General features: G+C 61.5%; 22 protein-coding genes. 13 read left to right on the forward strand and 9 right to left on the reverse strand.

Annotated elements, in window-relative coordinates; all coding sequences use genetic code 11:
* Window positions 1–63 precede the first annotated feature (63 nt).
* On the forward strand, window positions 64–1,131 hold the full coding sequence (locus P3T16_RS16520; protein ID WP_429343187.1) for a porin: 1,068 nt from the start codon (window positions 64–66) through the stop codon (window positions 1,129–1,131).
* Window positions 1,132–1,415: 284 nt separating this feature from the next.
* Window positions 1,416–2,792, forward strand: a complete 1,377-nt coding sequence (locus P3T16_RS16525; RefSeq protein ID WP_429343082.1) for a DUF1254 domain-containing protein — start codon at window positions 1,416–1,418, stop codon at window positions 2,790–2,792.
* Between the two features lie 107 nt (window positions 2,793–2,899).
* Here the strand turns inward: P3T16_RS16525 and P3T16_RS16530 are convergent, their stop codons facing one another.
* The gene (locus P3T16_RS16530; protein WP_429343083.1) at window positions 2,900–3,514 is read right to left on the reverse strand and encodes a glutathione S-transferase; all 615 of its coding nucleotides are present in this window, start codon (window positions 3,512–3,514) and stop codon (window positions 2,900–2,902) included.
* Window positions 3,515–3,924: 410 nt separating this feature from the next.
* Here P3T16_RS16530 and P3T16_RS16535 point away from each other — a divergent pair, with 410 nt between their 5' ends.
* Window positions 3,925–4,884 carry a quinone oxidoreductase family protein gene (locus tag P3T16_RS16535; protein ID WP_429343084.1) on the forward strand — a complete coding sequence of 320 codons (960 nt, stop codon included), beginning with the start codon at window positions 3,925–3,927 and terminating at the stop codon, window positions 4,882–4,884.
* Window positions 4,885–5,018: 134 nt separating this feature from the next.
* On the opposite strand, the gene P3T16_RS16540 is transcribed toward P3T16_RS16535, so the two are convergent.
* Entirely contained in the window at window positions 5,019–6,068 is a 1,050-nt protein-coding gene (locus tag P3T16_RS16540) for an isopenicillin N synthase family dioxygenase (protein WP_429343085.1), read from the reverse strand.
* Between the two features lie 48 nt (window positions 6,069–6,116).
* Window positions 6,117–6,989, reverse strand: a complete 873-nt coding sequence (locus P3T16_RS16545) for a sugar phosphate isomerase/epimerase family protein (protein ID WP_429343086.1) — start codon at window positions 6,987–6,989, stop codon at window positions 6,117–6,119.
* A gap of 64 nt (window positions 6,990–7,053) precedes the next feature.
* Between P3T16_RS16545 and P3T16_RS16550 the strand changes: the two genes are divergently transcribed.
* A complete protein-coding gene (locus P3T16_RS16550; RefSeq protein ID WP_429343087.1) occupies window positions 7,054–7,524 on the forward strand; it encodes a MarR family transcriptional regulator in 471 nt (156 codons plus the stop codon).
* A gap of 31 nt (window positions 7,525–7,555) precedes the next feature.
* Here the strand turns inward: P3T16_RS16550 and P3T16_RS16555 are convergent, their stop codons facing one another.
* Complete coding sequence (locus P3T16_RS16555; protein WP_429343088.1) at window positions 7,556–8,977, reverse strand: aldehyde dehydrogenase family protein; 1,422 nt, start codon at window positions 8,975–8,977, stop codon at window positions 7,556–7,558.
* A 101-nt stretch (window positions 8,978–9,078) separates the two neighbouring features.
* Between P3T16_RS16555 and P3T16_RS16560 the strand changes: the two genes are divergently transcribed.
* A complete protein-coding gene (locus tag P3T16_RS16560; protein ID WP_429258469.1) occupies window positions 9,079–9,990 on the forward strand; it encodes a LysR family transcriptional regulator in 912 nt (303 codons plus the stop codon).
* Window positions 9,991–10,032: 42 nt separating this feature from the next.
* Here P3T16_RS16560 and P3T16_RS16565 read toward each other — a convergent pair whose 3' ends face one another.
* Together P3T16_RS16565 and P3T16_RS16570 are read right to left on the reverse strand one after the other, a co-directional pair.
* Window positions 10,033–12,141, reverse strand: coding sequence for a phosphocholine-specific phospholipase C (locus tag P3T16_RS16565; RefSeq protein WP_429343089.1), 2,109 nt, complete (start codon window positions 12,139–12,141; stop codon window positions 10,033–10,035).
* 80 nt (window positions 12,142–12,221) lie between these two features.
* The gene (locus P3T16_RS16570) at window positions 12,222–12,497 is read right to left on the reverse strand and encodes a hypothetical protein (RefSeq protein ID WP_429343090.1); all 276 of its coding nucleotides are present in this window, start codon (window positions 12,495–12,497) and stop codon (window positions 12,222–12,224) included.
* A 275-nt stretch (window positions 12,498–12,772) separates the two neighbouring features.
* On the opposite strand from P3T16_RS16570, the gene P3T16_RS16575 reads away from it, so the two are divergent.
* The 5 genes from P3T16_RS16575 (at window position 12,773) to P3T16_RS16595 (ending at window position 18,800) form a co-directional block, all read left to right on the forward strand.
* Complete coding sequence (locus P3T16_RS16575; RefSeq protein WP_429343091.1) at window positions 12,773–13,963, forward strand: patatin-like phospholipase family protein; 1,191 nt, start codon at window positions 12,773–12,775, stop codon at window positions 13,961–13,963.
* A gap of 68 nt (window positions 13,964–14,031) precedes the next feature.
* Window positions 14,032–14,958: an ABC transporter ATP-binding protein gene (locus tag P3T16_RS16580; protein ID WP_429343188.1), complete on the forward strand. Its 927-nt coding sequence runs from the start codon at window positions 14,032–14,034 to the stop codon at window positions 14,956–14,958.
* On the forward strand, window positions 14,955–15,716 hold the full coding sequence (locus P3T16_RS16585) for an ABC transporter permease (protein WP_429258465.1): 762 nt from the start codon (window positions 14,955–14,957) through the stop codon (window positions 15,714–15,716). Before P3T16_RS16580 ends, P3T16_RS16585 begins: the two co-directional genes overlap by 4 nt.
* Before the next feature lie 74 nt (window positions 15,717–15,790).
* Window positions 15,791–16,699, forward strand: coding sequence for a LysR substrate-binding domain-containing protein (locus tag P3T16_RS16590; protein ID WP_429258464.1), 909 nt, complete (start codon window positions 15,791–15,793; stop codon window positions 16,697–16,699).
* 232 nt (window positions 16,700–16,931) lie between these two features.
* Window positions 16,932–18,800: a serine aminopeptidase domain-containing protein gene (locus P3T16_RS16595; RefSeq protein WP_429343092.1), complete on the forward strand. Its 1,869-nt coding sequence runs from the start codon at window positions 16,932–16,934 to the stop codon at window positions 18,798–18,800.
* Window positions 18,801–18,825: 25 nt separating this feature from the next.
* On the opposite strand, the gene P3T16_RS16600 is transcribed toward P3T16_RS16595, so the two are convergent.
* Entirely contained in the window at window positions 18,826–19,452 is a 627-nt protein-coding gene (locus tag P3T16_RS16600) for a phosphatase PAP2 family protein (protein ID WP_429343093.1), read from the reverse strand.
* Between the two features lie 153 nt (window positions 19,453–19,605).
* Window positions 19,606–20,574, reverse strand: coding sequence for a hypothetical protein (locus P3T16_RS16605; RefSeq protein ID WP_429343094.1), 969 nt, complete (start codon window positions 20,572–20,574; stop codon window positions 19,606–19,608).
* A gap of 197 nt (window positions 20,575–20,771) precedes the next feature.
* On the opposite strand from P3T16_RS16605, the gene P3T16_RS16610 reads away from it, so the two are divergent.
* Entirely contained in the window at window positions 20,772–22,241 is a 1,470-nt protein-coding gene (locus tag P3T16_RS16610; protein WP_429343095.1) for a sigma 54-interacting transcriptional regulator, read from the forward strand.
* 34 nt (window positions 22,242–22,275) lie between these two features.
* Here P3T16_RS16610 and P3T16_RS16615 read toward each other — a convergent pair whose 3' ends face one another.
* Complete coding sequence (locus P3T16_RS16615) at window positions 22,276–23,775, reverse strand: mannose-1-phosphate guanylyltransferase/mannose-6-phosphate isomerase (protein WP_429343096.1); 1,500 nt, start codon at window positions 23,773–23,775, stop codon at window positions 22,276–22,278.
* A gap of 696 nt (window positions 23,776–24,471) precedes the next feature.
* Between P3T16_RS16615 and P3T16_RS16620 the strand changes: the two genes are divergently transcribed.
* A complete protein-coding gene (locus P3T16_RS16620) occupies window positions 24,472–25,281 on the forward strand; it encodes a Crp/Fnr family transcriptional regulator (RefSeq protein ID WP_429343097.1) in 810 nt (269 codons plus the stop codon).
* Between the two features lie 155 nt (window positions 25,282–25,436).
* On the forward strand, window positions 25,437–26,591 hold the full coding sequence (locus P3T16_RS16625; RefSeq protein WP_429343098.1) for a polysaccharide biosynthesis/export family protein: 1,155 nt from the start codon (window positions 25,437–25,439) through the stop codon (window positions 26,589–26,591).
* Window positions 26,592–26,625: the final 34 nt, after the last annotated feature.

Here is a 26,625-nt window from a genome sequence, read left to right on the forward strand (position 1 = left end):
GAGACAGGGGTGAAGAAAACGAAGTCAGATCGTCTTTCGATAGCAGGCTGCACATTTGCATTGATGATGCCGGGCATCGCCAGCGCGCAAGGCAGCGTGACGCTGCAAGGCGTGATCGATGCGGGCGTCACCTGGGTGAACAACCAGCATGGCGGCACCGCGACGCTATTCGATAGCGGTGTGCTGTCGCCGGACCTGCTGACCTTCAAAGGCAGCGAAGACCTGGGCGGCGGCAACAAGGCGATTTTCGAACTCACGTCACAGTTCGATCTGGGCAGCGGCGCGACGATTCCAGGCGCGGGACAGATTTTCAACCGCACCGCCCTGGTCGGACTCGCCAACGACCGCTTCGGCTCGCTCACGTTCGGCAACCAGTACGACTTCATGTTCGAGACGCTGACGCTCGGACTCTACGACGGCGCGTTCCTGTTCGGCGGCATCTACGACTTTCGACAGGGGCCGTTTTCCGCGCTCGGCGTGCCGGCCAATCCGACCGGTTCGTTCGATTTCGACCGGATGGCGGGCGCGACCCGCGTGGCAAACTCGGTCAAGTATCGTAGCCCGGAGATTTCCGGTTTCACGTTCGGCGCGCTTTACGGCTTCGGCGGTGTGCCCGGCTCGTTCTCCGAGGACTCGACGATGAGCTTCGGCGCGAACTACGCGAATGGTCCGTTGGGAGTCGGCGCCGCGTATGTCGAAGTCAAGTATCCGCAGCTGGGCAATGGTCACGACGGCATCCGCAACTTCGGCTTTGGCGCGCATTACAACTTTGGCAGCGTGCTGGCGATGCTGTTGTACACGGACACGAAGAACACCTTTAGCGGCGCCAATATCGATGTCTACAAGGGTGGCGCGACGTGGACCCTCTCCAGTGTCTGGACCCTTGGTTTCGACTATGCCTACATGAAGGGCAACGATGTACTGCTTAACAACAAGGCGCAGCAGATCACGACTGCGTTGCAGTATTCCTTCTCGAAGCGCACCACTGGCTATGTGGAAGCGATCTATCAGCGCGCGGGCGGCGACGCGTCAGTGACACGGGCGTGGATTAACGGCCTGTTGCAGCCTGATGGCGCGGCGAGCAATCGATCGCAGACACTCGCGCGCATAGGATTGCGCACGAGCTTCTGACGATCCCGATGCCACCGACCAGTGCTGGCAATGCTGGTGCGATGTAAAAAGTAGTTGTCAGATCCAGTCTCATCAAACAGCGAGGCAACGCGCCATTCCTGCGCGATGTCTATGCCGAATGGCTATAAAGTGATCTCAATAATTGCAGATACGGAGTCGCGCGCTAGAATGCCGTTGACCCGCGAATGCCGTATCGCGGCCACGTCCAGGCTCATAGAGGGTTCACTATGCTCAAACAGAAGATCTTATGTCTCTCGATGTTGTTGCCCGTTGCGATAGCATCCATGGCCGGGGCAACGGCCGCAACGAATGGCGGCGCGGCGAAGTCATCGGCAGAAATCACCGCAGTGAACCCGGTACAGGCAGAGGCAATTGCGAAGGAAGCCTATATTTTCGGCACGCCGATGGTGGATATGTACAAGACAATGTACGCATTCTCCGTCGATAAAGCCGGTCCGCAGTACAAGGGGCCGTTCAATACGATCCTGAATATCGCCCGCGTCTTCACGCCGGAAGACACTGCCTTCGTCACACCCAATTCCGATACGCCTTACTCGTTCGCTGGTCTGGATCTGCGCGCGGAGCCCGTGGTGATCACGATCCCGCCGATGGAAAAGAACCGGTATTTCGTATTCCAGTTGATGGATATGTACACCTTCAACTTCGATTACATCGGCAGCCGTACAACGGGAAATCAGGGCGGTCATTACCTGATCGCGGGGCCGCACTGGAAGGGCAGGACGCCAAAGGGCATCACGAAGGTTATCCGGTCGGAAACTGACATGGTGAACGTAGTGGGGCGAACGCAGCTGTTCAATCCCGCCGATCTCGACAACGTGAAGAAGATCCAGGCTGGCTACAAGGTCGAGCCGCTGTCCGCCTTCGAGGGTGAACCGGCACCGCCGCCGGCGCCTGCCATCGGTTGGATCAAGCCGTTGCCGCCGGGCACGGAACGCTCGTCGCTTGAATTCTTCAACCAGCTTGCGTTCCTGCTGCAGTTCGCGCCGGTGAACCCGACCGAAATGGCGTTACGGCATCGCTTCGAGAAGATCGGAATCGTCCCGGGCAAGCCATTCGACGCGTCCGCGCTTCCCGCCGACATGCAGGCCGCGCTGAAGGCCGGCATGGAAGACGGGCAGAAGGCAATCGATGCGCGCCGCGCGTCCATGGGCGGCAAGAGCGACACGCTGTTCGGCTCGCGCAAGTATCTGAAGAACGACTACGTGGCGCGCGCAACGGGCACGCAGGTCGGCATCGGCGCCAACTCGCGCGACGAAGCGCTGTATCCGATTCTGGAGAAGGACGTCGACGGTCAGCCGCTCGACGGCAGCAAGCACTACACGCTGCATTTCGCGAAGGGCCAGTTGCCGCCGGTCAATGCGTTCTGGTCCATGACGATGTACAGCGTGCCGGACCAGTTGCTGGTCAAGAATCCGATCAACCGCTACCTGATCAATTCGCCGATGCTACCCGATCTCAAGACCGATCCGGACGGTGGATGCACGATCTACATCCAGCATGAATCGCCCGGACATGACAAGGAAGCCAACTGGCTGCCCGCGCCGCAAGGGCGATTCATGGTGGCGATGCGCTACTACTGGCCGAAGCCTGAACTGCTGAAAAACCAGTGGGTCTCGCCGAAAATCCAGCCCGCGAAGTGAGCGATGTCTGGAAGCAGGTTCCCGTTGTGACGGGAACCTGCATGGCTGCTGGCCGTGGCCGATCTGCAGGTCGTCTTCAACCAGCAGGATTCTCGTGATTTTTGGGGTTAGTCCGGAGGCGTATCGAGAAACACCGGCAGTTGTTCGGCGAAAGCCGAATACGACCGCAACTGCGGATACGCACCCGCAACGACGATCTCCGGCAGCATCATCTGTGTGAACCGCCAGGCAACAGCGACTGTCATGCCGGCCTGATCCAGCGCGTCGGCCTGCTGCGGCAGCGGCGCGGCCGCCAGATCGGCTTCGAGTACCGCATACGCGCCGAGCAACTGCGTGCGTACCCGCTCGACCCACGGCTCGTACTGTTTCTCCGCGGGGCGCAGGTTACGTTCATAGACGATCTGCGCAGTCTTGTCGCACGCGGCGAGCGCGAAGCCGTTCAGTCGGGTTGCGCGCACGCGCTTCGCCGGATCGCGCGGAATCAGCGACTTTTCCGGCGCCGCGAGTGTCTCGACGTAGTCGAGAATCAGCGTCGACTCGATCAGTATCTGGCCATCGTCGAGCATGAGCGTCGGCGCCTTGACGGTCGGATTGATCTTCAGGAATTCATCGAAGCCGCGGAAGACGGACAGCGACTGATGTTCGAAGTCGAGGCCGAGCAGCTTCATGCCGATCGCGACTCGGCGGACGTAGGGCGAATCCAGCATTCCAATCAGTTTCATGATGTTCCCGTTAGAATTTCTATCATGTAAAAAAATGAGGCTGCACCGAGGCGTCGAGCGCTCGGGCAGCCACAATGAACGCGTCTGCGCTAGATTACGGTGTTGCTCCGCCGCTGAAAAGCGACGAATGCAAACGGATCAACATCAATTTTTCTTACATGACGACCGTTCCTCCGCTGACTGCCCTCCGATGCTTCGAAGCCGCTGCGCGGCCCGGCGGCATCACGCACGCTGGCCGCACGCGAACTGCATGTCACGCACCCGGCGGTCGGCCAGCAGATCCGGATTCCTGAATCGAGCCTGGGATGGCCGCGTAGCTGAAGCGTGTCGGTCAACCTACGTAGAATGCAAACTCGATCCATGCAAGGTGGACGGCCGGCATGGTCGTTATTCGAATCAGGGAGCCCGCGATGAAAGCTGCTGTTGTCCACGATTTCAATGCGCCGCCGCGCTACGGCGATTTCGAGGCGCCCGTTGCCGGAGCGGGCGAGACGCTCGTGCAGGTGCGCGCGGCTGCGCTCAGCCAGCTCGTGAAAAGCCAGGCGGCCGGCCGGCATTACAGCAGCGCGACGACGCTGCCGCTCGTGCCTGGTGTCGATGGCGTGGGTCTGCTCGCGGATGGTCGCCGTGTGTACTTCGCGTTTCCGCGCGGGCCATTCGGCGCGATGGCGCAAACGACGGTTGTGAAGACGGAATACTGCGTGCCGGTGCCTGACGATCTCGACGATGTGACAGCGGCGGGAATCGGCAACCCGGGCATGTCGTCATGGGCTGCGTTGACGGAGCGCGCGCACTTCCAGCGCGGCGAGAACGTATTGATCAACGGCGCGACCGGCGTGGCGGGCCGCCTCGCGATCCAGATCGCGCGACACCTCGGCGCAAACAAGGTGATCGTGACCGGGCGCAACGCGAAGAGCGTCGAAGGCCTCGCCGCACTCTGCGCCGACGTGCTGATTCCGCTCGATGCGCCCGCCGCCCAGTTGACGGAAACGTTCCGTGACACGATTCGCAGCCACCGCGTGAATGTGATTCTGGATTACCTGTGGGGACCGTCGGCGGAAAGTCTGCTGGGCGCTGTGGGCGGGCACGGCAGCGACGAGGCTGAACCGCGTATCCGCTTCGTGCAGATCGGGTCGATCACCGGAAACACGATCACCCTTCCGGCCTCGGCGCTGCGGAGCTCCGGGCTGGAGATGATGGGAAGCGGGCTTGGCAGCGTGTCAAACGCGGGGCTGGTCGGAGCGATTGGCGGATTGTTGAAGGCAGTCGTGAGTGGCGGCTTTTCGATCGAAGCCGAAGCGGTGCCGTTGACCGATGTCGAACGCGCATGGACGAGTGATGCTGCTGCTCGGACGGTGTTTACGATCTGACGTGAAGGGCGTTGCTGCTTTTGTGGCTTTGCAGGCGCGGCGCGGGCTATCCGCCCATGGAGCGGCCCAGGACGTGTGGGTTGATCTATGGCATAAGCGAAGCGGCGCGCGAGCCGCTTTTTTGCTTCACGGCTTTATTCTTCGACGGCGGCGTAACGGGCCTGCTGTCCAAAACTCGCGAGCGCCTTCGAGCCGTCGGGCAAGACGAGATCACCGCGCGCGATCCGCTGCTTCAGATACATGAAGCTCTGTGCGGTCTGCGCGAAAAGATGGTCGCCGGCGGCCACGGGCGGGTACTTTTCGCGTGCTTCCGGTGTTGCAAACTCCGGCAGCGGCGCAACCACGGTCGAGTAGTCGCAGGCAAAGAAGAGCGGAAACGAGTAGCGCTCTTCGCTGACCTTGCGCACGCGGTGCGAGGTCGCGACGTAGGTGCCGCCAGTCCACACTTCGAGCATGTCGCCGATGTTGACGACGAACGCGTTGTCGACTGGCGGCGCGTCGATCCATTCGCCATTGCCGTTCATCACTTCGAGCCCTGGCGCGGTTGGCATGAGGATCGTGAAGCACTCATAGTCGGTGTGCGCGCCGATGCCGGGCGCGTCGGCGGCTGTGGCGTCGTGGGGATAGTGGATCAGACGCAACTGGCTCGGTGGCGTGTTCAGATATTGCTCGAAATGCGTTTCCGGCAAACCGAGCGCGAGCGAAAAGCCACGAAACAGCACGCGGCCGAGCGCCATGGTTGCCCGGTAATACCCGGTGACGGCGTGATCGAAGCCCGGCTGATCGGGCCATACGTTCGGTCCGAGCAGCGGCGTACCGGCAGCAACAAGCGGATCGTCGAGCGGAAGATCGGCGCCGGTATCGAACGCCTCCTTGCGATCACGCTTACCGCCTGCGAACACCTCTTCGCCCTCGGGCACGTAGCCGCGATGCGCGCGCGAATTGCCGATGTAGTAGCGCATCTTCCAGTCGTTCGGAGCGGCGAAGAATCGCTTCGCCTGATCGACAAGCGCTGTCTGCTGTTCGCGCGTGACCTGATGACCCGTGACATAGAAAAAACCCGTGTCACGCGCAGCGCGATCGAGGGTGCGTGCCGTCGCGAGACGTGCTTCGAAGTCATCGCCATAGAGACCGCTGACATCGACGACCGGCAGCCGGTCGAAGCCGGTATGAGTGAGGTTCATGACGAAAGTCCGGGTGAATGTTGAGCGTTGGACGGATCGCGGTCGCTGTCACGCGACCCGCGCTAGCGGAGCATCCGCGCGCTGCGCGAGAAACGCCGTGAGATGTTTGCGCTCCGTCTGGCCCATCCACGTGTTGATTTCCCACAGGTCCGCGACCGGCGCATTCGTGAACGGCAGCGTATGCAGATAGCCATCGGGGCCGAACTCGGGCGTCATCGTCGTGGTCGTGTAGCCACCGGCGATCTGCGCGGTCCACAGTTCTTCCCACATGCGCTGATGCGACAGAAGGCAATCGGCGTATTCCGGTGCGGCCGGATGCGGCACCTGCGGACCTTGCGGATAGCCGACCCGTCCGTGCACATGATGCGCATGGGGTGCCAGTTCGAGCACCGTGTCCCATTCGCTTTCAAGCAGCCGCTCGCACACGCAAACCCAGTGACTGAAATCGCACGTCAGCTTCAGGCCGGGCACGGCGCGCGCCACGTCACGCGTGATCCACGGATTGAAGAACGAGCGCCCGCGATGTGTCTCGAAGCTGCAGATCACCTCGTGTTTCGCGGCGATATCCACGGCGCGCGCGAAGAAATCGATCTGGGTCGCGGCAGGCCACGCATCGCAGCCAGCCATCACGTTGAAGAAGCGCGGCTTGAGCGGCTTGCCCCAGACGATCTTCTCTTCGAAGTCGCGCAGGTGATCGGCAGGCGTTGCCGAACGTTCCGGCACATAACTGCCGGCAGTTGTGATCTCAGCGATGAAATCGAGCTGCTCGTCCCGAATCGCGGCGGCAAAATCCTCGCGCGCTGCTTCGCCCGCCGGCGCTGGCGCTTCGATGCCATCGAATCCGGCCGCGCGCACGAGAGGCGCCGCATCGCGCGGGCCGCCATCGAAACCCCAGAAGGTCTTGAACAGTTTCAGGTCCATCGCGACTCCATTTGAATGCCAAAGTGTATGCAATATTACATGATAAAATGGCGCAAAAAATAAGATGTTGGGTACAGGAGGGGAAGCCCGATCACGAGCCTGGGGTGCTCGACTTTGTGCATGCTTTGCCCATAAACTGTGCGAGCGTCTTCCAACTGGTGAAACGATGATTCGAAAAATCTCCCGCAGCAAAGGAAAAGCCGTCGCGAGCGCGATTCTTGATATGGACTCGCAGTGGGCCGTGCATTTCGGCGATATCGGGCTGAACGACCTGAACTACAGCGACCTGTTCTGCGGGATGTGGATGGACGACCAGCGCCATTTCGCCAAGACGGTGCTCTACGACTTCATGCCCGGCGTCAGCCGGCGCACGGCGGTGCGTTACGTGCAGGCGTTAATTGATGACGGCTGGCTGGTCGAGGAGAGCGCGGAGCATGACCGGCGCGTCAAATATGTGAGCTTCGGGCCATCTATCGAACACCGGCTCGAACAGTTTCTGGCCTATGTGCATGAACGGTTCGGCGCGCTGGGCTGAAAGTTGACAGCAAGGCGCGCCCCCGGCACGATCAACTCACGCCCAGTATCGCCTTCGGCTCCAGAAACGCTTCGAGCCCGAACGTACCGTATTCGCGGCCGATACCCGACTGCTTGAAGCCGCCGAACGGCGCAGCGGGCTCGTGCGCCAGCGTATTGACCAGCACGCGGCCTGCATCGAGGCGCGCCGCGACGGCATGGGCGCGTTGCGCATCGGCGGATACGACGTAAGCCTGCAACCCATACGCTGTATCGTTCGCGATTGCGATGGCCTCTTCGGTATCGCGATACGTGATGATCGACAGCACCGGTCCGAAGATTTCCTCGCGCGCGACGGTCATGTCGTTGTGCACGCCACTAAAAACCGTCGGCCGCACGAACCAGCCGGCTTCGATTCCTTCTGGGCGACCCTCGCCGCCGGCAATAAGCCGCGCGCCTTCGTCGATGCCGATGCGGATATAGCGTTGCACGCGATCCCATTGCTTCTGGCTGACCATCGGACCGATGGCGATCTCCGGATCGCGCGGATCGCCCGCTTTCGTGCGCCCGACTTCGATTTTCACGCGCCGCTCGAATTCGTCGAGCCGCGCTTCCGGTACAAGAATGCGCGTGCCGGCAATGCAGGCCTGGCCGCTGTTCATAAAGCCGGCCTGGATCGCGAGCGGTACCGCTGTGGCGAAGTCCGCGTCATCGAGGATCAGCATCGGCGATTTGCCGCCCAGTTCAAGGGTCACGCGCTTCAACGTTCCGGCGCCCGCGCGCAGGATCGTTTTGCCAACAGCGGTCGATCCCGTGAACGAAATCTTCGCGACGCCCGGATGCGTGCTGATCTCCGCACCCACGGTTTCGCCTCTGCCCGTGACGATGTTGAACACGCCTGCGGGCAAACCGGCTTCGTGAAGCGCCTGGGTGACGATGCTCGTCTGGATCGCGCTCATCTCGCTCGGCTTGATCACGGCGGTGCACCCGGCAGCAATCGCAGCGGCGAGTTTTCCGCAGATGAATCCCGCATCGCTGTTCCACGGCGTAATCAGACCGGCGACGCCGAGCGGTTGCATCACGACCTGCGCGGTACCCATCTGCCGCACGAACGCGTAGTCGTGCAGCACCTTTGCAGCCTCGCGCAGCACACTCGAAGCATGCGCAGCCATCCAGCCCGCACGCGAAACCGGTGCACCGTATTCCTCGACGATTGCATCCAGCAGCACCGGTTGACGTGCCTCGACGGCGTCCGCCATCCGATGCAGCAGGGCGATGCGCTCCGCCTTGCTGGTGCGCGAAAACGCTGGAAAAGCCCGGGTTGCGGCGGCGATGGCGTCGCGCGCATCGTGTTCGTCGGCCAGGCGCACACGGCCAATCACCTGCTCAGTCGAAGGGTTGTAGAGGTCGAACCACTCGGTGCCATGTGGCGTGACGAACACGCCGTCAATGTAAATCTGATCAATGTGCTGCATTCGTGCTCCGCAAGATCTGCTTCAGTGAACCGAAGATAGCGGCGGCTCATTGATCTGACTAGCCATATAATTCAGGATGTTATGTTGAACGATCCAGGATAATGAAGACATCCGGACTGGGCGAACTGGAAGCGGTGCTGGCGGTGGCGCGTCATCGAAGCTTCCGCGCGGCGGCCACCGAACTGGGCGTATCGACGTCCGCGCTGAGCCACGCCGTGGCGGCGCTGGAAGCGCGCATCGGCGTGCGGTTCTTCAATCGCACCACGCGCAGCGTGTCGCTCTCCGAAGCCGGCGCGCAGTTCGTCGACAGTGTCGCCCCCGCGCTTTCGACGATCCGCGCGGCGATCGAGCAGGCCGGCAGCTTTCGCGACACGCCTTCCGGCACGCTGCGCATCAATACGTCAGCGGGCGCTGCGGAGCGGGTGATGCCGCTCCTGATGACCTTTCTGAAGCGCTATCCGGAGATGAAACTGGATCTCGTCACGGAGGGGCGTCTGGTGGATATCGTCGTTGAAGGATTCGATGCAGGCATCCGCCTCGCCGAAACCGTTCCGCAGGACATGATCGCGGTGCCGTTCGGCGATACGCAACGCTTCGCTGTGGTGGGCAGCCCGGATTACCTTCGGCGTTATCCCGCTCCACGCACGCCAGCTGATCTCAGCGCACATCGTTGCATCCGCATCCGTATGCCGAGCGGCGTGATCTATCACTGGGAGTTCCAGCGTCACGGCGAAGCGTTTAGCGTCGACGTGAAGGGCGATATCACGCTCGACGACCCAGGCCTGATGCTTGCCGCGGTACGCGAGGGCTTCGGCCTCGCGTACATGAACGAATGGCGGGTCGCGCCGGAACTGGCAGCTGGCAGCCTCCGGCGCGTGCTTAAAGACTGGATGCCTGTGTTCGACGGCCTGTGTCTCTACTATCCAGGCCGTCGTCATGTGCCGGCCGGACTGCGCGCGCTGATCGAACTGATCCGGGAGCAGGCGGCCAGCGGCCCGCCTGCTCACCGGTAGTTCATCGTCAGCATTTGCTGGCGCGCGTTCCCCGCTTCAGTTTCAGCCGCCGAGTGCCGGGTCGCTCATGCTGCTACGGCCGGTTTCGACGTGCCCGGCAAACCGCCGTGCAAAGGTTGCGTCCGCATCGACCGACACCGACAGGTCGTACCATCCATACGCCTTGCGCAGATCGAGGTAGACCTGATCCGTATCGCCGCCGCGCACGACGTGTTTGATCGTAGCGCCTGGATCGTAGGCGTTCGTGATCGTGAACTGGCAGCGCGCGGTGCCAGGATTCTCCAGTCGCAGCTGCAGGTTGCCGTTCGCGACGTCATAGCCTTCGGCCACTTCCGGCCGGGCCTTTTCCTCGCCCCACCAGCGGGTCGACGCCGGTTTACCCGCAAAGCGTCGCAGGAAGCCGTTCGGCCCGTGCACGGTGAAGTCGTAGGTGCCATCGGCATTCAGCGGCAACTGGTCTTCGAGACGTTTGCGCGCTTCGACCGTATAGCTGCGCGGCGCATCGGTGCTGTTCGCGGTGTACACGAGGAACACTGCGCCGCCCTGGCCCGTGTTGACGAAGCGGATCGTCACCTTGTCATGCCCGCCTTCCGCGCGAATCCGCACGAACAGTTCATACGGCAGCGCGCGCGCCGGCCGCACGCCTGGCTCCTGCTTCGGTACGGCCTGTACGGCGGGCGGCAACGGCACATAGTCGTCATGGCGCAGCTGGTCCGGCGGCACGTAGCCCGTGGTCGGCGGTAGCGAAGGCAACGCGTCGTTGGGATTCGCGAAGTTGAACGCGGATGTGAGGTCGCCGCACACGGCACGACGCCACGGCGTGATGTTCGACTCGCCGAGATCGTGATGCTGGCCGAAGCGCTTCTCGATGAAGCGGATCACGGAGGTGTGATCGAACACCTCCGAGCACACCCAGCCGCCCTTCGACCACGGCGACACGACCAGCATCGGCACGCGCGGTCCGAGCCCGTAAGGGCCCGCCGGATTCTTTGGGTCGCCGGCGTAGTTTTCGTTGCTGGTATCGACGGTCGAGAGACCGTTCGCGCCCGATGCCGCGGCGAATGGCGGCGACATGTGATCGAAGAAGCCGTCGTTCTCATCGTAGTTGATGAGCAGCACGGTCTTGCTCCACACCTCGGGATTCGACGTGAGGATCTGCAGCACCTGATCGACGTACCACGCGCCGTAATTCGACGGCCAGTTCGGGTGTTCCGAATACGCTTCGGGGGCGACGATCCACGAGACCTGCGGCAACGCGTTGTTCTGCACGTCGCGCTTCAGGATGTCGAAGTACGTGCCGCCAGCGGCGACGTTCGTGCCGGTGCGGGCGTTGTCGTACAGCGGATTGCCCGGCTGCGCGTTGCGGTACTGGTTGAAATAGAGCAGCGAGTTATCGCCGTAATTGCCGATGTACGGATTTTGCGTCCAGCCCCAGGAGCCTTTCGCGTCGAGACCGGTGCCGGCATCCTGATAGACCTTCCACGAAATACCCGCTTTTTGCAGCACTTCCGGATACGTCGACCAGCCGTAGCCGAGTTCGGAGTTATCGATCACCGGGCCGCCGCCGGCGCCGTCATTGCCGACCCAGCCGCTCCACATGTAATAGCGGTTCGGGTCGGTTGGGCCCATCAGCGAGCAGTGATAGGCGTCGCAGATGGTGAACGCGTCGGCGAGCTGGTAGTGGAACGGGATGTCGTCGCGCGTCAGGTAGGCCATCGTCGTCGCGCCTTTGGTCGGCACCCACTGGTCGTAGCGGCCGCCATTCCACGCGAGGTGCGTGGTGGTCCAGTCGTGCGCGAGATCCTGCAGGAACTGCAGGCCGAGGTTCGGCGCGGTGGGGTGGAACGGCAAGACGTAGCCAGCATCGCCGGCGAGCGGCTGATACCAGACCGGCTTGCCGTTCGGCAGCGCGATGGCGCGCGTGTCGCCAAAGCCTCGCACGCCTCTGAGCGAGCCGAAGTAGTGGTCGAAGGAACGGTTCTCCTGCATCAGCACGACGATATGTTCGACGTCGCGGATGCTGCCCGTCGCGTTGTTCGCGGGAATCGCAAGCGCGTTGCGGATGCCGGCCGGCAGCATGCTCAGGGCAGTCGCGGAGCCGGCTACCTGGGCGGCGGAACGCAGAAAGTCACGGCGGTTCTTCGATGTCATGTGGGTGTCGATGTATGGAAGAGGGAACGTGCCGCGCCTGGGTGCCAACATCATTGCACCGACGCGTGGCGCTGGGGACTTCAATCGGCGGTGTGAATCACGGGTGTCGCAAGTGTGACGAGACTCTCCGATGCGGGAGCGCCGGCCTGCGCGGGTGTCTGGATCGTGAGTGTTGCGGCGGGCGGCGTATCCGTCGCTGTGATCGACGGCGCGTCGGGGTGCACGCTCGTTGCAGGCTTTTCGTCGTCGCTGCATGCGCTGATGGATACGCACAGCGACGCCAATAGCAGCATCGCGATGGCAGAGAGCAAACGTTTGCCGCGCGACGCACGGCAATGCGTTGACCAGGCATTCATGGAAGCCTCGAACGGTACGAAAATCCTGTGGAGGGGTGTTTGACGACGTCGAAGGATAACCAGTGACCTGTGTAACATTTGTGAACGCGCCGGAGAGTATTCTCTAGAGGCGAGCGCTCAGGTAAGCGCTGAGCAGACCTTTAGCCGTGCGGTGACCGTTGACGGGCGCGCCCGGAGCGGCGGTCATCTACGCTCGTTTGCATCCGCAGATCGGGTCCGACCGGGTGTTCTTCCGGGCCGGACCGGTGCGGTCTGTCTGCCGAAGGAGAAGAACGATGGCCAGAAAGGCAACCACTGTGCAAGTCGATTCGCCGCCCGACGCAAAGCCCGGAGCGTCCGAAGCGTCCGAAGCGTCCGAAGCGTCCGGTATCGCCGGGCAGGTCGTTCTCGTGCTGCAGGGCGGCGGGGCGCTGGGTGCCTATCAGGCGGGCGTGTATCAGGCGCTTCACGATGCGAACGTCGAGCCGGACTGGGTGATCGGCACGTCGATCGGTGCGATCAACGGCGCGATCATCGCGGGTAATCCGCCACAGGACAGGCTCGCACGGCTCAAAAGCTTCTGGGACGGCGTCGCGCATCATGGCAGCGCGACTGCGGGCTGGCTGCCGGCACTCGACCAATGGTCGCGCGACCTCGCGACCGTGACACAAGGCATTGCATCATTCTTCACGCCGCGCCCGGATGCGTGGATGGGCGTGCATGCGCCAGTCGGGCTCGATCAGGCGGCGTTCTATTCGACCGAGCCGCTGCGCGAGACGCTTTCCGCGCTGGTGAATTTTGAGCATCTGAACAGCAAGCAGACGCGCCTGACGGTCGGCACCGTCAACGTACGCACGGGACGCATGCGCTATTTCACGAACCGCGATGCGCCCATGGACGTGAACCACGTGATGGCATCCGCTGCCTTTCCGCCGGGTTTTCCCTCGGTACGGATCGACGGCGAGACGTACTGGGATGGCGGCATCTATTCGAATACGCCGCTCGAGGCGGTGCTCGATGACCGGCCACGCCGCAGTTCGGTGATATTCGCAGTGCAGTTGTGGCCCGGGAGTGGCCCCGAGCCGCAATCGATCTGGCAGGTGATGAGCCGCCAGCGCGACATCCAGTATTCGAGCCGCGCAGAAAGCCATCTTGAACGGCAGAAACAGATTCACAGGCTGCGCCACGTGATCCGCGAACTCGGGGAGCACCTGCCCGAGGCGGCGCGCGACAAGCCGGAGGTGAAGGAACTGCTCAACTGGGGCTGCGGCACGACGATGCAGGTTCTGGAACTCGACGCGCCGCGTTTCGATGGCGACGACCTGAACAAGGACATCGATTTTTCATCGGACGGCATCGCGCGTCGCTGGGCGGCCGGCCATGAAGACACAGCGCGGGCGCTACAATGCGCGCCGTGGCGCGAAGCGCCCGATCCGATGGAAGGCATCTCGGTCTACCGGATGGGCGCCTGCGACAATGGTGGCTGAGCGATGGCTGAGCGGTTCGCATGTTGGGGAAAAACAGCGAAAGCCCGGCTTCTGCTATCGTCGCGGTCATGCAACCTATCCTGTCCATATCCAGTCTTTCGAAAACCTACGCCACGGGGCTTCACGCGCTAAAGAACATCAACCTTGCGATACGCAAGGGCGAGATCTTTGCATTGCTGGGGCCGAACGGCGCGGGCAAGACGACACTCATCAGCATCATCTGCGGCATCGTCAGGGCGAGCGAAGGCACTGTCGTCGTCGACGGCCACGACATCGCGACTGATTACCGCGCCGCGCGCTCGATGATCGGTCTCGTGCCGCAGGAACTGACCACTGATTCGTTCGAAACCGTGTGGGCGACGGTGTCGTTCAGCCGCGGCCTGTTCGGCAAGCCAGCGAATCCCGCCCACATCGAAAAGGTGCTTCGCGACCTCTCGCTATGGGACAAGCGGAACAGCAAGATCATCACGCTTTCCGGCGGGATGAAACGGCGTGTGCTGATCGCCAAGGCGCTATCGCATGAACCGCAGGTGCTGTTTCTCGATGAGCCGACCGCAGGCGTCGACGTCGAACTGCGACGCGACATGTGGAAGCTGGTCCGTTCGCTACGCGAAAGTGGCGTCACGATCATTCTGACCACGCACTACATCGACGAAGCCGAAGAGATGGCTGACCGCATTGGCGTGATCAATGCTGGCGAGATCATGCTGGTTGAGGACAAGACCGAGTTGATGCACAAGCTGGGCAAGAAGCAGTTGGGGCTGCAACTGGAAAGCCCGCTCGACAGCATTCCGGCAACACTCATCGGATGGAATCTTGAACTGGCCAGCGACGGAAACGAATTGACTTACACCTACGATACGCAGGGCGAACGCGGCAGCATTCTTGCGCTGCTCAAAGACCTTAACGATGCAGGCATCCGCTTTAGGGATCTTCAGACGACGCAGAGTTCCCTTGAGGATATCTTCGTGAGCCTCGTGCGAGGTGAGCAATGAACATCAACGCAATCCGCGCGATCTATCGCTTCGAGATGGCCCGCACGTGGCGCACGCTCATGCAGAGCATCATTGCGCCGGTGATTTCGACTTCGCTTTATTTTGTTGTGTTCGGCGCGGCGATCGGCTCGCGGATCAAGGAAGTCGACGGCATCAGTTATGGCGCGTTCATTGTGCCTGGACTCATCATGCTGTCGCTCCTGTCGCAGAGCATTTCCAACGCGTCGTTCGGCATCTACTTTCCGAGGTTCACGGGCACGATCTTCGAGCTGCTGTCCGCGCCGGTGTCCTATCTTGAGATCGTGGTGAGCTATGTGGGCGCGGCCGCGACCAAGTCGATTGCGCTTGGTCTGATCATTCTCGCGACCGCAGGCCTCTTCGTGCCGATTCAGGTTCAGCACCCGTTCTGGATGATCCTGTTTCTGGTGCTGACCGCGGTGACGTTCAGTCTGCTAGGTTTTATCATTGGCATCTGGGCCAACAGTTTCGAAAAGCTGCAACTGGTGCCGCTGTTGATCATCACGCCGCTGACGTTTCTCGGCGGCAGTTTTTACTCCGTCAGCATGCTGCCGCCCGTGTGGAAAGTGGTCACGCTGTTCAATCCGATCGTCTATCTGGTGAGCGGATTCCGCTGGAGTTTTTACGGGCTCGCCGACGTGAGCGTTGGCGTCAGTCTTGCGATGACGGGCGTTTTTCTAGCGGTGTTTCTGGTGATCGTGGCGTGGATCTTCAAGACCGGCTACCGGTTGAAGATGTAGCGGGCGCCTGTGCCCGCCGTTCACGTATGTTTCACCTTTCTCCCTTTTAACCGCTAATTTCGAGGAGCGTCGGTATGGATCGTCTCCAGGCAATCGAAGTCTTTACCCGGGTGGTCGAGACTAACAGTTTCTCCAAAGCGGCAGAGCTGCTTGACCTGCCACGCGGATCGGTCAGCAACCTGATCCAGGGGCTCGAGGAGCACGTCGGCGTGCGGCTCCTGAATCGCACGACGCGCTCGGTCAGCGTAACCGACGACGGCGCGCTCTATTACGAGCGATGCGTGCGCATTCTCGCCGAACTCGCCGACGCCGATTCGTCGCTGTCGAACAAGATACAGAATCCGTCAGGCACGATCCGCGTCGATACGTCGGGCACGCTTGCCAGAACCCTGCTGCTCCCTCTGCTTGACGATTTCTATCGCCGTTATCCGCAGATCGACGTGCGGCTTGGTCTTGCTGACCGGAATATCGACATCGTTCAGGATGGCGTGGACTGTGTGATACGCATGGGCGCGCTGGAAGAGTCGAGCCTCGTCGCGCGGCGTATCGGCAACGCGCGTATTACGACATGTGCGTCGCCTGCGTATCTGGAAGAATATGGCACGCCTGCCACGCTCGAGGATCTGCGCGCACATCGGGCCGTGAATTATGTGTCCGCGCGCTCGGGAAAGACGTTTCCGTTCGAGTTCGAGGTGGACGGAGAGATCGTCAAGATTTCGCTCGACGGACCGCTCTCGGTGAATGACGGCACCGTCTATGTCTCCGCAGGCGTGCGCGGTTTCGGCATCATCCAGCCTTCGCGCTTCATGGTCGCGGATCTGCTCGAACGTGGCGAGCTGCGTGAAATCCTGACCTCATATAAGAGCCCGTCGACGCCGCTTTCGCTTGTTTACCCGCATCGGCGTAATCTGAGTTCGCGGGTTCGCGCGTTCACCGACTGGGTGATCGAAATCGCGCGGAACCATCCCGATCTGCGGACTTAAAACGCCTGGCCGCGCAATACAAGAAAAATAGCGCGGCCGGTCGAATCCCCTGCACACCGCGTTGGCGCGCCTTATCCCACTCATCGCCCCCTGACCAAGTGTGTGAAAGCGAACCGACGGTCGCCTTGCCTATATCGCTTACTTAATAGTAGATACACGGCCCATAGCGAGGTCTTGGGCCGAGAAGCAAGGCTGACCCGAAGAGCGCTAACCAACAAAAGGGCGTTGAGCAATGAAACCTGTCGTTTTTGGTGGGCATTTCGGCTGGTTACATCCTGGCCACGGAGACAGAGCGGTCGTGCTGTGTAATCCGCTGGGGCATGAGGCAATGTGGTTGCATCAGACGATCCGTCAGCTCGCGGAAAAGCTGTCGGAACGGGGCGTAACGACATTGCGTTTCGATTACCTCGGCACCGGCGACTCGGCAGACCTCGATGGCCTGTTGCGTCCCGACGACTGGGCAGGCGAGGTGCTTCAGGCGGTGGCGTACGTCAAAAGCGTGACCGGTGTCGAACGGGTTTCGCTCGCGGGATTCCGGTTCGGGGCCCTCGTTGCGGCGCTGGCGGCGGAGCGAAGCGAGATCGAATCGGTCGCCATGATCGCACCGGTAGTGTCGATGCGTGGGTTCATGCGTGAAATGAGCATCCTGCATCAGACGTGGCTGCAGAAAGCCCAGATAACCGCGGCTGATCTTCATACGCCGGCGGACGCATTCGATCTGCTGGGCCACCGTTACAGTGCGGAGGCCATGGAAACGCTGGGGAAGCTCGATCTGCGTCAGAGCCGGCACGCGCCGGCATCCCGTGTCCTGCTGGTTCACAGCGGCCAGCGTGACGGCTGCGACGCACTGGCGGCGCATTTCGAAGCGTGCGGCGCACGGGTTGACGCCGCGCCCTTTGAAGACTTTCTGGAGACCTTTCAGCCCGGATGGCAGACGGAGTTGCCGAAAACGGTGCTGAAGAGCGCTACGGACTGGCTCGCCGCCGATACGGCGCTTCTTCCTCATGCGGGGACGCTGGACGACGACGTCAGCCCGTCCATCGTGACCTCCAGCGCGATTGAACGCCCTGTTCAGTTCGATGACGGCCGCCTGTTCGGCGTGCTGTGTGAACCCACCTTGAAAGGGATGCCGCGCAACACCACGCCGGTGCTGCTGATCGCCAACACGGCGGGCACGCATCATGTCGGTGACGGCCGCTTCAGCGTGGAGCTCGCGCGGCAGCTTGCGCTGCTTGGATACGCGTCGCTACGGATGGACGCGGACGGAATCGGCGACAGCCAGGGCGCGGCTGTTCCGCGTTCGATAGGATCGCTGCCGCTGGACGGCATCGCGGCGGACCTGTCGCGAGCGGCCGACTGGCTCGCCGGGCACGGCTATCGTGACGTTGCGGTATTCGGTATCTGCGCGGGCGGCTATGCGGCACTGCGTGCGGCGCAATCGAACCCAACAATCCGCGCGCTCATCCTCGTCAATCCTGTCGGCTTTCTATTTCCCGACGGCTGCTCGATGCGGGCTGCCGCGAACCTGCAGTCGGGCTCGCCGCGTGCGCATCTGCGCTCGATGGTGCGGGCCGGAAAGTGGGCGCAGGTCATGCGCGGGCAGGTCCGGCTTGCGCCGGTGCTGCGCACCATGTGGCGTCACGCGCGCGCGCATGCGCGGGCCCTGATCGCGGCATGGACCAATGAAGCTTTCGATACGGCGACACAAAGCTATCACGTGCGTCAGGCAATCCGGCGGCTGGACGCAAGCGGTGTCCATATCCGCATGCTGTTCAGTCCACGGGATCACAGTCTCGACGAGCTGCATCTGCACTTCGGCGTCAGCGGGCATCGTTTGAGGAAGCTCGCCCGCGTACGTGCGCTTGTGTTTCGCAACATGGATCACGAAGTGCTCGACCGGGTGGCGCGTGACCATGTCATCGCGGTGTGTCACTCCTTTCTGCATGAGGCGTTCTTCACCACTGCAATGAACGAGGCGCCAGCCGGGGCGACGCAAGGGCAAGGTGTGACGACCTCGACCGGCGTGAACGCAGGAGACAGTGCGCGGCATTTCGATGCCGGTCTGCGGGCGGGCTTGCGCCGCGCGAGGAAGTCAGTGTGATGCCACGCGCGACGCGTGGCATCGTCTAGTGCATTTCATCCGCCTGGGCTTTCGTCCATTCCGATAACTCAGGCGCCGTGCGATCGATCCAGATCGATACGGGCGCAATCTTGCCGTGACACACCACGATCAGGGCGAGCGCGATAGCCGCAAACGGAGTCGGATCGTAACGCCTGAGCGTGGTATGCGGCGCGCTGCTTCGCGTCGCCATCAATGGCCAGCACGTCATGCCAGCGATCAGTGACCCGATCAGCCAGCCTGTCGCGACTTCGGCGGTCGAATGAAAGCCGATCAGTCTGCGTGACACGCCGATCGCCAGTGCGACCGCAAGGCCAAAGAGAAACGCACGTGCTGTCGTGCGGCGCGTTGCGTGACTTCCGCAGATAACGAAAATGGTGGGATACACCGCGCTCGCCAGCATGGTGTGTCCGCTCACCATCGTGATGTGTAATGCGGACAACTGCATGCCCCAGCCGCGGTGTGCGAAGCGGCATGCGGCTACAACAAATACGCCTGCGCTAAAGCATGCAACCCAGGTCAGCAGGAGGCGCCATGAACGCGTCGTGCCAAGCCAGACCACGACGATCACGGCAAGCGGCGCGGTGACGTAAGGATCACCAAAATTGGTCAGATAGAGCAAAAGTCTCATCATAGGTCGTGTTCAGGTGCGTGGTTCCAGGGTGTCAAGGCGTGTTGGATACAGTCCGGTACGTCGCAGCACGTTTCGCGCCCATACCGGTTTCACATTGCGAACGCGGTGCATCTGGCGCGAGTGCACACGCGCTTGCGGTGACATAGGGTTGTTTCAATGGTGGCTGTGAACGATCTCCACTTCGTTGGCCTCTGGCGCAGGTTTGTGCGGAACGGCGGGAGGTACGTACTCTTCCTCTGGGTAGGTTGAACGGCTCGCAACTGTTGCGGGTTCGCGCGTGGCCTGTCGGGGAGCGTGCGCCGGCGCCGCACGCGACGCAGCGGGCTTCGCTTGTGGGCGACGCTTTGCGTCGCTGGCGCCAGCATTCTGGCATCCGTGCCGCCTGCTGCTGGTGTGGCATGAATTCGTATGATGAACCGTATCGGTAACAAGCGAATCCTTGCGTACGGGTGTCTTGCGGACTGCGTCAGCACTGGCACCATCCTTGCGGATGGCCGGAGTGGGCGGGATGGGTTGTTTAAGCGCCGAGGTTTTTCTGGGTACCGCGACTGGCGGCGCAATGTGCGGTTCGTTGAAGGCAAGCTTAAACGGGGCCTCCATTGTTGTGGTCAAGCTGGCCATGTTGAGGTCGGGCATCGACAGACGGTCGAACGCGGACTTGACGACGACGCCCAGCATCATGGCCACCGCGCACACAACATAAATCAGCGCGTTGCGGCGTCTGACTGTCGGTATGCGCGCCGGCGTCTGCCGGCGGTCTCTGAACGCGCCGCTATCGCGGCCGTCGCGCGGTTTGCCGGGCCGTGCTGCCGACGGGCGCGGTCTGCCAAAGGACGCATATCTGTTGCGGGTTGATGCTGTTTCTGGGGGCGCCCCGTACTCGGTTTTTGTCTGATCATTGGGCGTCATCGAAATCCCTTTGCTGTGCCAACTAATGTTCAGGCGAATGCAACATGGAACGAATGACGCTGGATGATGCGGCGTCGCGGCAAGCAGGCGGGCATTCACTTTTTCGTTTTTTTCACGCATTCTTAATGGCGTATGTGCGGAAACACACAAACGATTTCTTACATAGAAATGCTTATTTTTTTGCACATCATGATGCGACAATTCAGTCAGCATCACCGTGAGCCACCCGACCGGGGTTCGCGCTTCCCCGGGCAGCGACGTCGGTCGTGGCCGGTTTCACCTGCTTCGGCGCTCAGGCGCCGTCGTTCCAGGCGGACGACATCGGTAACTTTGTCACAGTCCGCACTTGATACGTGCTCAAAATATCGCCGTGTTAAAGGGGCTTGACGTTAACCATATGAGGCGCTCGTATGGACCGAAAAACTGGCAGATCGCTTGTTTATATTTCGCACAGGCCTGAGCAGCAGTTGCGAAAAATGCTTGAGAGTCACGACTGGGAGGTCGTGATGCTTGAGACCGCACACGCGGTGCGGCGTCATCTTCTGAAGAATGCACTGACCGTGGGAATCTTCGATTTCGCCAGCGGCTTCACGGCGCGTGAAATCGCTACGTTCAGGCCGTGCTTCAACTCGAAAGATATTGGCTGGGTTGGGATGCTTGCCGGCCATCAGATCGATAACGACGGCCTGCGCACCGTCATCCGTAACTATTTTTCCCGCTTTCTTACCGTGCCGTGTGTGCTGGACCGTGTCGTCGAAGCCGTCGGCCACGAACACGGTATGGTCGCGCTGCACGATGCGCCCGCAGCTTCTGCCGCGCTGGACGAAATCGTGGGCGCGTGCCCGGCGATGAAGGATCTGTTCCGCTCGATCAGCAAGGTGGCGAACAGCGAAGCACCGGTGCTGATCTCCGGCGAATCCGGCACAGGCAAGGAACTGACCGCGGCCGCCATTCACAGGCGTTCGATACGACGTCACGGTCCGTTTGTCGCGATCAACTGCGGTGCGCTGCCACACAACCTCGAACAGTCCGGACTCTTCGGCTACGAACGCGGTGCATTCACCGGCGCAGATGAGCGCAGGATAGGGCGCATCGAGGCGGCGCATGGCGGAACGCTCTTTCTCGACGAAGTCGGTGATCTGCCGCTCGAGAGTCAGACCATCCTGTTGCGCTTTCTCGAAGAGAAAAAAATCCAGCGTCTGGGTTCGAACGAGTTTATCGATGTCGATGTCCGCATCATTTCCGCCACCAACGTCTCGCTCGAACGGGCGGTGGACGAGGGCCGGTTCCGCTCCGATCTCTATCACCGGCTCTGCGTTCTTCGTATCGTGGAACCGCCGCTCCGGGATCGCGGCACGGATATCGAACTGCTCGCGCACTACATCCTCGACCGCTACAGAACGGAAGGTTTTCGTCAGATACGCGGCTTTTCCGACGGCGCGATCAAGGCGATGTACATGCATTCCTGGCCCGGCAATGTGCGGGAGCTTTCGAACCGCATACGGAGGGCAATCGTGCTCGCGGAAGGACGGGTATTGAGCACGGCCGATCTCGAGCTGGATTTCTACATGCTTCCGAAGGACAGCACACTCATGCAGGTGCGAGAGGCCGCGGAGCGCGATGCGATCGAGATGGCGCTTATGCGACATTGCGATCGCCCCAATCTCGCAGCCCGCGAACTCGGTATTTCACGGGCGACGCTGTACCGGCTGATTGCGTATTACGGGTTGCGTGACCGCCCCGGGTCGAACGACACGTCTGCGGTCGACTTACCGTCCGCCGCGGGGCGGGTGGGTGGCCGCTCACCTGCAGTCGGGCCACCCGCGCGCGATGAGACAGAGTTTGCCGGTCCCGTTCTAAGACGGGGCAGCGGACGCTGACGAAGGCGCGAAGCGGGTCGTGCACCACGTTCTCCTAAACCATGCGGCCGTAGTTGTCCTCGAAGCGGACAATATCGTCTTCGCCGAGATAGGCACCCGATTGCACCTCGATGATTTCGAGCGACGTCTTCCCCGGATTTTTAAGCCGGTGCACGGTTCCAATTGGAATGTAGGTCGACTGGTTCTCGCTTAGCAGGAAGGTCTCTTCTCCGCGTGTTACCTGTGCAGTACCGCGTACGACGACCCAGTGTTCTGCCCGGTGATGATGCATCTGTAGCGACAGGCTCTCGCCCGGTTTAACGACGATCCGCTTCACCTGAAAGCGCTCCCCGGAATCGATCGAGTCGTAGTAGCCCCAGGGGCGATGCACCTTGCGATGGTTGTCCGCTTCCGGCCCGCGTTCCGCGCGAATGCGCGATACGATCGCCTTGATCTGCTGCGCGTTCTGCCGATCAGCGACAAGGATGGCGTCCGGCGTCTCGACCACCACTACGTCGCGCAGTCCGACGCACGCAATGAGCCTGCCCTGCGAATGTGCGAAGGTGTTCGTCGTGTCCTCGAACATGACTCTGCCGCGCGCAACGTTGCCGCCTGCGTCCTTCGGCATGATTTCCCAGATGGCGTCCCACGAGCCGACGTCCGACCATGACGCGTCCATCGGCACGACGACGCCCGGCACATTGCCGCATTCGCCGAGGCGTTCCATCACGGAGTAGTCGATGGAGTCGTCCGGGCACAGTGCGAACGCGTGCGGGTCGAGGCGAATGAACATGTCAGCTGTGGTGCCGTCGTGATGCGCGGCGACGCAGGCTGCGTGGATTTCCGGTCGGAGCGTGTTGACGACGGATAGCCACACGGATGCACGCATCACGAAGATCCCGCTGTTCCACCAGTATTCGCCGGACTGCACGTATTGTTCGGCGAGTTCGCGATGCGGCTTTTCGACGAACCGGTCGATCGTGAAGCCGCCGTCCAGACCGATCGGCATGCCGACACGGATGTATCCGTATCCCGGTTCCGCACGTCGCGGCACGATGCCGATCGTGACCACGGCGCCGTTCGCCGCATAGCGTGCGGCGCGCAGCACAGCCGCCTGAAAGGCATCGCTATCCGGCACAGCGTGATCTGCCGGCATCACGACGAGGACCGCATCGTTGCGGTCCGCGACCGTCACAAGCGCGGCCGCTGTCAACGCGGGCGCAGTGTTGCGCGCGCACGGTTCGAGCACGATGCGGGCGGGCTTGCCGCACTGCCGCAACTGTTCCGCGCTCATGTATCGATGGTTGTCTCCGCAAACAAGCAGCAGGTCGTCCGTCAAAGGCCACGCGTTTTCGAGGCCGTCGAGTCGACGTGCCGTAGCGGCCAGCAATGATTCCTCGCCGAGCAGTTCGATGAGCTGTTTCGGGTATTGCTCACGCGATAGAGGCCATAGTCGTGTTCCGGCGCCGCCTGCAAGGATGACGGGCTGAATGGCGAGTGTCGAATCGGCGCTGGAGGATGGGTGCTTGGAATACGGCACGAGTGTGGTGGGCATTGATCGACTCCATTTCGATTGGGCAATGGAAATGGGTTCACCGTACGTGCGCGTTTTAAGCGGCTCTGTTCGGAGACGCGCTTAAGCGTTGCCCGATTGACAGTTGCAATCAAGCGCATCGAGACCATCGCGATGAAGCAATGAGACGTCGCGGCGCGACGTTCATCGACATCGAAATGCGTCGCTTAAGGAATGAAAGCGTGTATGGACGCGCGCGCGAACGATCAGTGCCGGCACCGGCCGTTTATCAGAAATGAGACAGTTTCGGCCTGTTGAGCGGGGTCGCCGACGGCCTCGGGCGTGTGCTTCAACCGGAGTCGAACCTCACTCGTTCGTGGGAAATTACCTAAGGGCTATATTCAGCAAGGCTAAGCGTGCGATGCAGCATTTTGCGTGCCGCGGCGGCGAAATCTTTTCCTCCTCGATAAACCGTTCATAACTGAGACATTCTGCGCACCTGAATCATTGCAGGGTTAACCATATGAAGCAAAAGGTCATGTAAATCAAACGTTTGAGGTCCATGGCACAGAAGTCGCTTAAGAGGGGCATCGCATGAAGGACGTCTTAAGCTACGTCCCAGGAACTAGAAAGAATCGGGCCTGCTGCAGCGCGGCAGGTGTTCTGAAAACTGGCCTGCAGCTTCGATGCCCCTCGCTTACCGGTCCGGTATCCGAGGTGACCCTGGCGGAAACAATCATGCTCGACGCGACAAACGATCAACTCGAAAATCATTTGCTAGCTGCCTTCCCCGTTCCGGAACTGGCAGCGCTCGCACCGAATCTCAAACTCCAGCGGCTTAGGCCCGGGCAGTTGTTGTCCGATTCGGGCGAATCCATCAAGAACGTCTATTTTCCAACCACCGCCATCATCTCGATGATCTACCTGATGGCCGACGGCGCGACAGCCGAGGTCGCGGCAGTGGGCAACGAAGGCGTGATCGGCGTACCCATCCTGATGGGCGGCGCGACGATGCCTAATCGCATCGAAGTGCGCAGCGGCGGCTACGCGTACGCCATGAACGCGCAGCTCTTCAAGCACGAGTTCGAGCGCAGCCAGTTCGTCCATCAACTCATGCTGCTTTACATCCAGACCCTCCTGACGCAGATCGCGCAAAGCGCGTTGTGCAACCGGCATCATCACGTCGTCAAGCAGGTGTGCAGCTGGTTGCTCCTCACCCAGGATCGTTTGAAGTCCGAAGAACTGGCTGTCACGCAGCAACTGATCGCCACGATGCTCGGCGTTCGCCGCGAAGGCGTGACGGAGGCTGCGGGCAAGCTGCAGGAAGCAGGTCTCATTGGCCAGCGTCGTGGCCACATCACGATCCTGGACCGCGAAGGTCTCGAAGCACGCGCATGCGAATGCTATGGGATCGTCAAGCGGGAATTCGAACGGCTTCTTGGTGCCAGCGCCGTAGAAAAAAGCAGCACAGGGCGCTACCTGGGATCCTCGTCCGCGTACTCGAGGGAGAGCGGAATGGTGCGACATACGCGCGTGCTCGAGTGCTGAACCAGAGCGTCGGTGAGACGGGCGGCCAGCAGGCCGGCACGCCCATTTGACTAACGCGCCCTCAGGTTTCACCCCGCCCGAAGCAGGTCGTCGACATCGTCGATCTCGACCGCACTCCCTGTTTCATCGCGGGCAACGATACCGGAAGAGACATCATGACAATCAAAAGCAGGTTAGTCGCTTTGCTGCTGTTTTCGGGTTTTGCCGGCTGCGCGATCGCGCCAGGGCCCTATCTGGATCCGGCGAGAATGCAGGAGGAGCCGGTCGACAATTCGCAGGCAACGGCATACCCGGTCCACATGATCAATGCGAAGGTTGTCGCTAGCCAGGTTCGAGTGAGCGATGCGACCAACCGACCGTTGCCCCAGCAATCGGCGAAGGGATACGAGGACTACAAGGTCGGGCCCGGCGACATTCTGGGCATTACCGTGTGGGGACATCCAGAGTTGACCGTCAACGCCGCCGGGCCAGCGCCGCTACCCGGGGGCGCGGATGCGAATCCGCAGACCCTCGCCGGCGGTGCGGGCTCACAGGTCGATCCGAACGGCCTGCAGGTCGCCGCTGACGGCACGATCTACTTTCCCGTGCTGGGACGTGTCCGCGTGGCAGGCATGACGACCGCCAGCATCGGTCGTCTGCTGATGCAGGGCCTGAGTTCCTATGCCGTCAAGCCGCAACTCGAAGTACGCGTCCAGCAGTTCCGCAGCCAGCAGGTTCACATGGCCGGGCAGGTGAAGAATCCTGGCGCACTGCCTGTCACCGATATGAGGCTCACGGTGGTGGATGCAATTACGCGCTCGGGCGGCACGCTCGCCGACGCCGATCTGCAGCGCGTTCAACTGACACGTGGCGGCAAATCGTATGTGCTCGATGTGCAGCGTGCGCTCGATCGGGGTGATATCACGCAGAACGTCGATCTGCGCAGCGAGGACATCGTCTACGTTCCGGATCACAACGCAAGCCGCGTTTTTGTGCTGGGCGAGATCGGGAAACCCCAGTCGCTCTTCATGGACAGGGGAAGGCTGACGCTTGCCGATGCGATATCAGGGGCAAGCAGTCTCGATTCGCGTAGCGCGGACCCGCGACAGGTGCTGGTCATTCGACGATCGCCCGACGACCCGACCCGCCCGCTGATTTACCGGCTCGACATGACGCAGGTCGACGCGATTCTGCTTTCGACCCAGTTCGACCTGCAGCCGCTCGATGTGGTCTATGTGGGCACGAAGGAAATTGCGCGTCTGAACCGTCTGCTCGAACAGTTGCTGCCTACGGTGACGAGCCTGTACCTCGCCTATTCCGTCGGTCACTAATACACCAGACGCGCACTCAGTTACTTTTTACGGT

It is taken from the genome of Paraburkholderia sp. GAS42, assembly GCF_050436565.1.
Taxonomy (GTDB): Bacteria; Pseudomonadota; Gammaproteobacteria; order Burkholderiales; family Burkholderiaceae; genus Paraburkholderia.

Bases quoted from the DNA above. Each gene is read 5' to 3' on its own strand.
- P3T16_RS16520 (WP_429343187.1), top strand. From the start codon at position 64: ATGATGCCGGGCATCGCCAGCGCGCAAGGCAGCGTGACGCTGCAAGGC.
- P3T16_RS16525 (WP_429343082.1), top strand. From the start codon at position 1,416: ATGGCCGGGGCAACGGCCGCAACGAATGGCGGCGCGGCGAAGTCATCG.
- P3T16_RS16530 (WP_429343083.1), bottom strand. From the start codon at position 3,514: ATGAAACTGATTGGAATGCTGGATTCGCCCTACGTCCGCCGAGTCGCG.
- P3T16_RS16535 (WP_429343084.1), top strand. From the start codon at position 3,925: ATGAAAGCTGCTGTTGTCCACGATTTCAATGCGCCGCCGCGCTACGGC.
- P3T16_RS16540 (WP_429343085.1), bottom strand. From the start codon at position 6,068: ATGAACCTCACTCATACCGGCTTCGACCGGCTGCCGGTCGTCGATGTC.
- P3T16_RS16545 (WP_429343086.1), bottom strand. From the start codon at position 6,989: ATGGACCTGAAACTGTTCAAGACCTTCTGGGGTTTCGATGGCGGCCCG.
- P3T16_RS16550 (WP_429343087.1), top strand. From the start codon at position 7,054: ATGTTGGGTACAGGAGGGGAAGCCCGATCACGAGCCTGGGGTGCTCGA.
- P3T16_RS16555 (WP_429343088.1), bottom strand. From the start codon at position 8,977: ATGCAGCACATTGATCAGATTTACATTGACGGCGTGTTCGTCACGCCA.
- P3T16_RS16560 (WP_429258469.1), top strand. From the start codon at position 9,079: ATGAAGACATCCGGACTGGGCGAACTGGAAGCGGTGCTGGCGGTGGCG.
- P3T16_RS16565 (WP_429343089.1), bottom strand. From the start codon at position 12,141: ATGACATCGAAGAACCGCCGTGACTTTCTGCGTTCCGCCGCCCAGGTA.
- P3T16_RS16570 (WP_429343090.1), bottom strand. From the start codon at position 12,497: ATGAATGCCTGGTCAACGCATTGCCGTGCGTCGCGCGGCAAACGTTTG.
- P3T16_RS16575 (WP_429343091.1), top strand. From the start codon at position 12,773: ATGGCCAGAAAGGCAACCACTGTGCAAGTCGATTCGCCGCCCGACGCA.
- P3T16_RS16580 (WP_429343188.1), top strand. From the start codon at position 14,032: ATGCAACCTATCCTGTCCATATCCAGTCTTTCGAAAACCTACGCCACG.
- P3T16_RS16585 (WP_429258465.1), top strand. From the start codon at position 14,955: ATGAACATCAACGCAATCCGCGCGATCTATCGCTTCGAGATGGCCCGC.
- P3T16_RS16590 (WP_429258464.1), top strand. From the start codon at position 15,791: ATGGATCGTCTCCAGGCAATCGAAGTCTTTACCCGGGTGGTCGAGACT.
- P3T16_RS16595 (WP_429343092.1), top strand. From the start codon at position 16,932: ATGAAACCTGTCGTTTTTGGTGGGCATTTCGGCTGGTTACATCCTGGC.
- P3T16_RS16600 (WP_429343093.1), bottom strand. From the start codon at position 19,452: ATGATGAGACTTTTGCTCTATCTGACCAATTTTGGTGATCCTTACGTC.
- P3T16_RS16605 (WP_429343094.1), bottom strand. From the start codon at position 20,574: ATGCTGACTGAATTGTCGCATCATGATGTGCAAAAAAATAAGCATTTC.
- P3T16_RS16610 (WP_429343095.1), top strand. From the start codon at position 20,772: ATGGACCGAAAAACTGGCAGATCGCTTGTTTATATTTCGCACAGGCCT.
- P3T16_RS16615 (WP_429343096.1), bottom strand. From the start codon at position 23,775: ATGCCCACCACACTCGTGCCGTATTCCAAGCACCCATCCTCCAGCGCC.
- P3T16_RS16620 (WP_429343097.1), top strand. From the start codon at position 24,472: ATGCTCGACGCGACAAACGATCAACTCGAAAATCATTTGCTAGCTGCC.
- P3T16_RS16625 (WP_429343098.1), top strand. From the start codon at position 25,437: ATGACAATCAAAAGCAGGTTAGTCGCTTTGCTGCTGTTTTCGGGTTTT.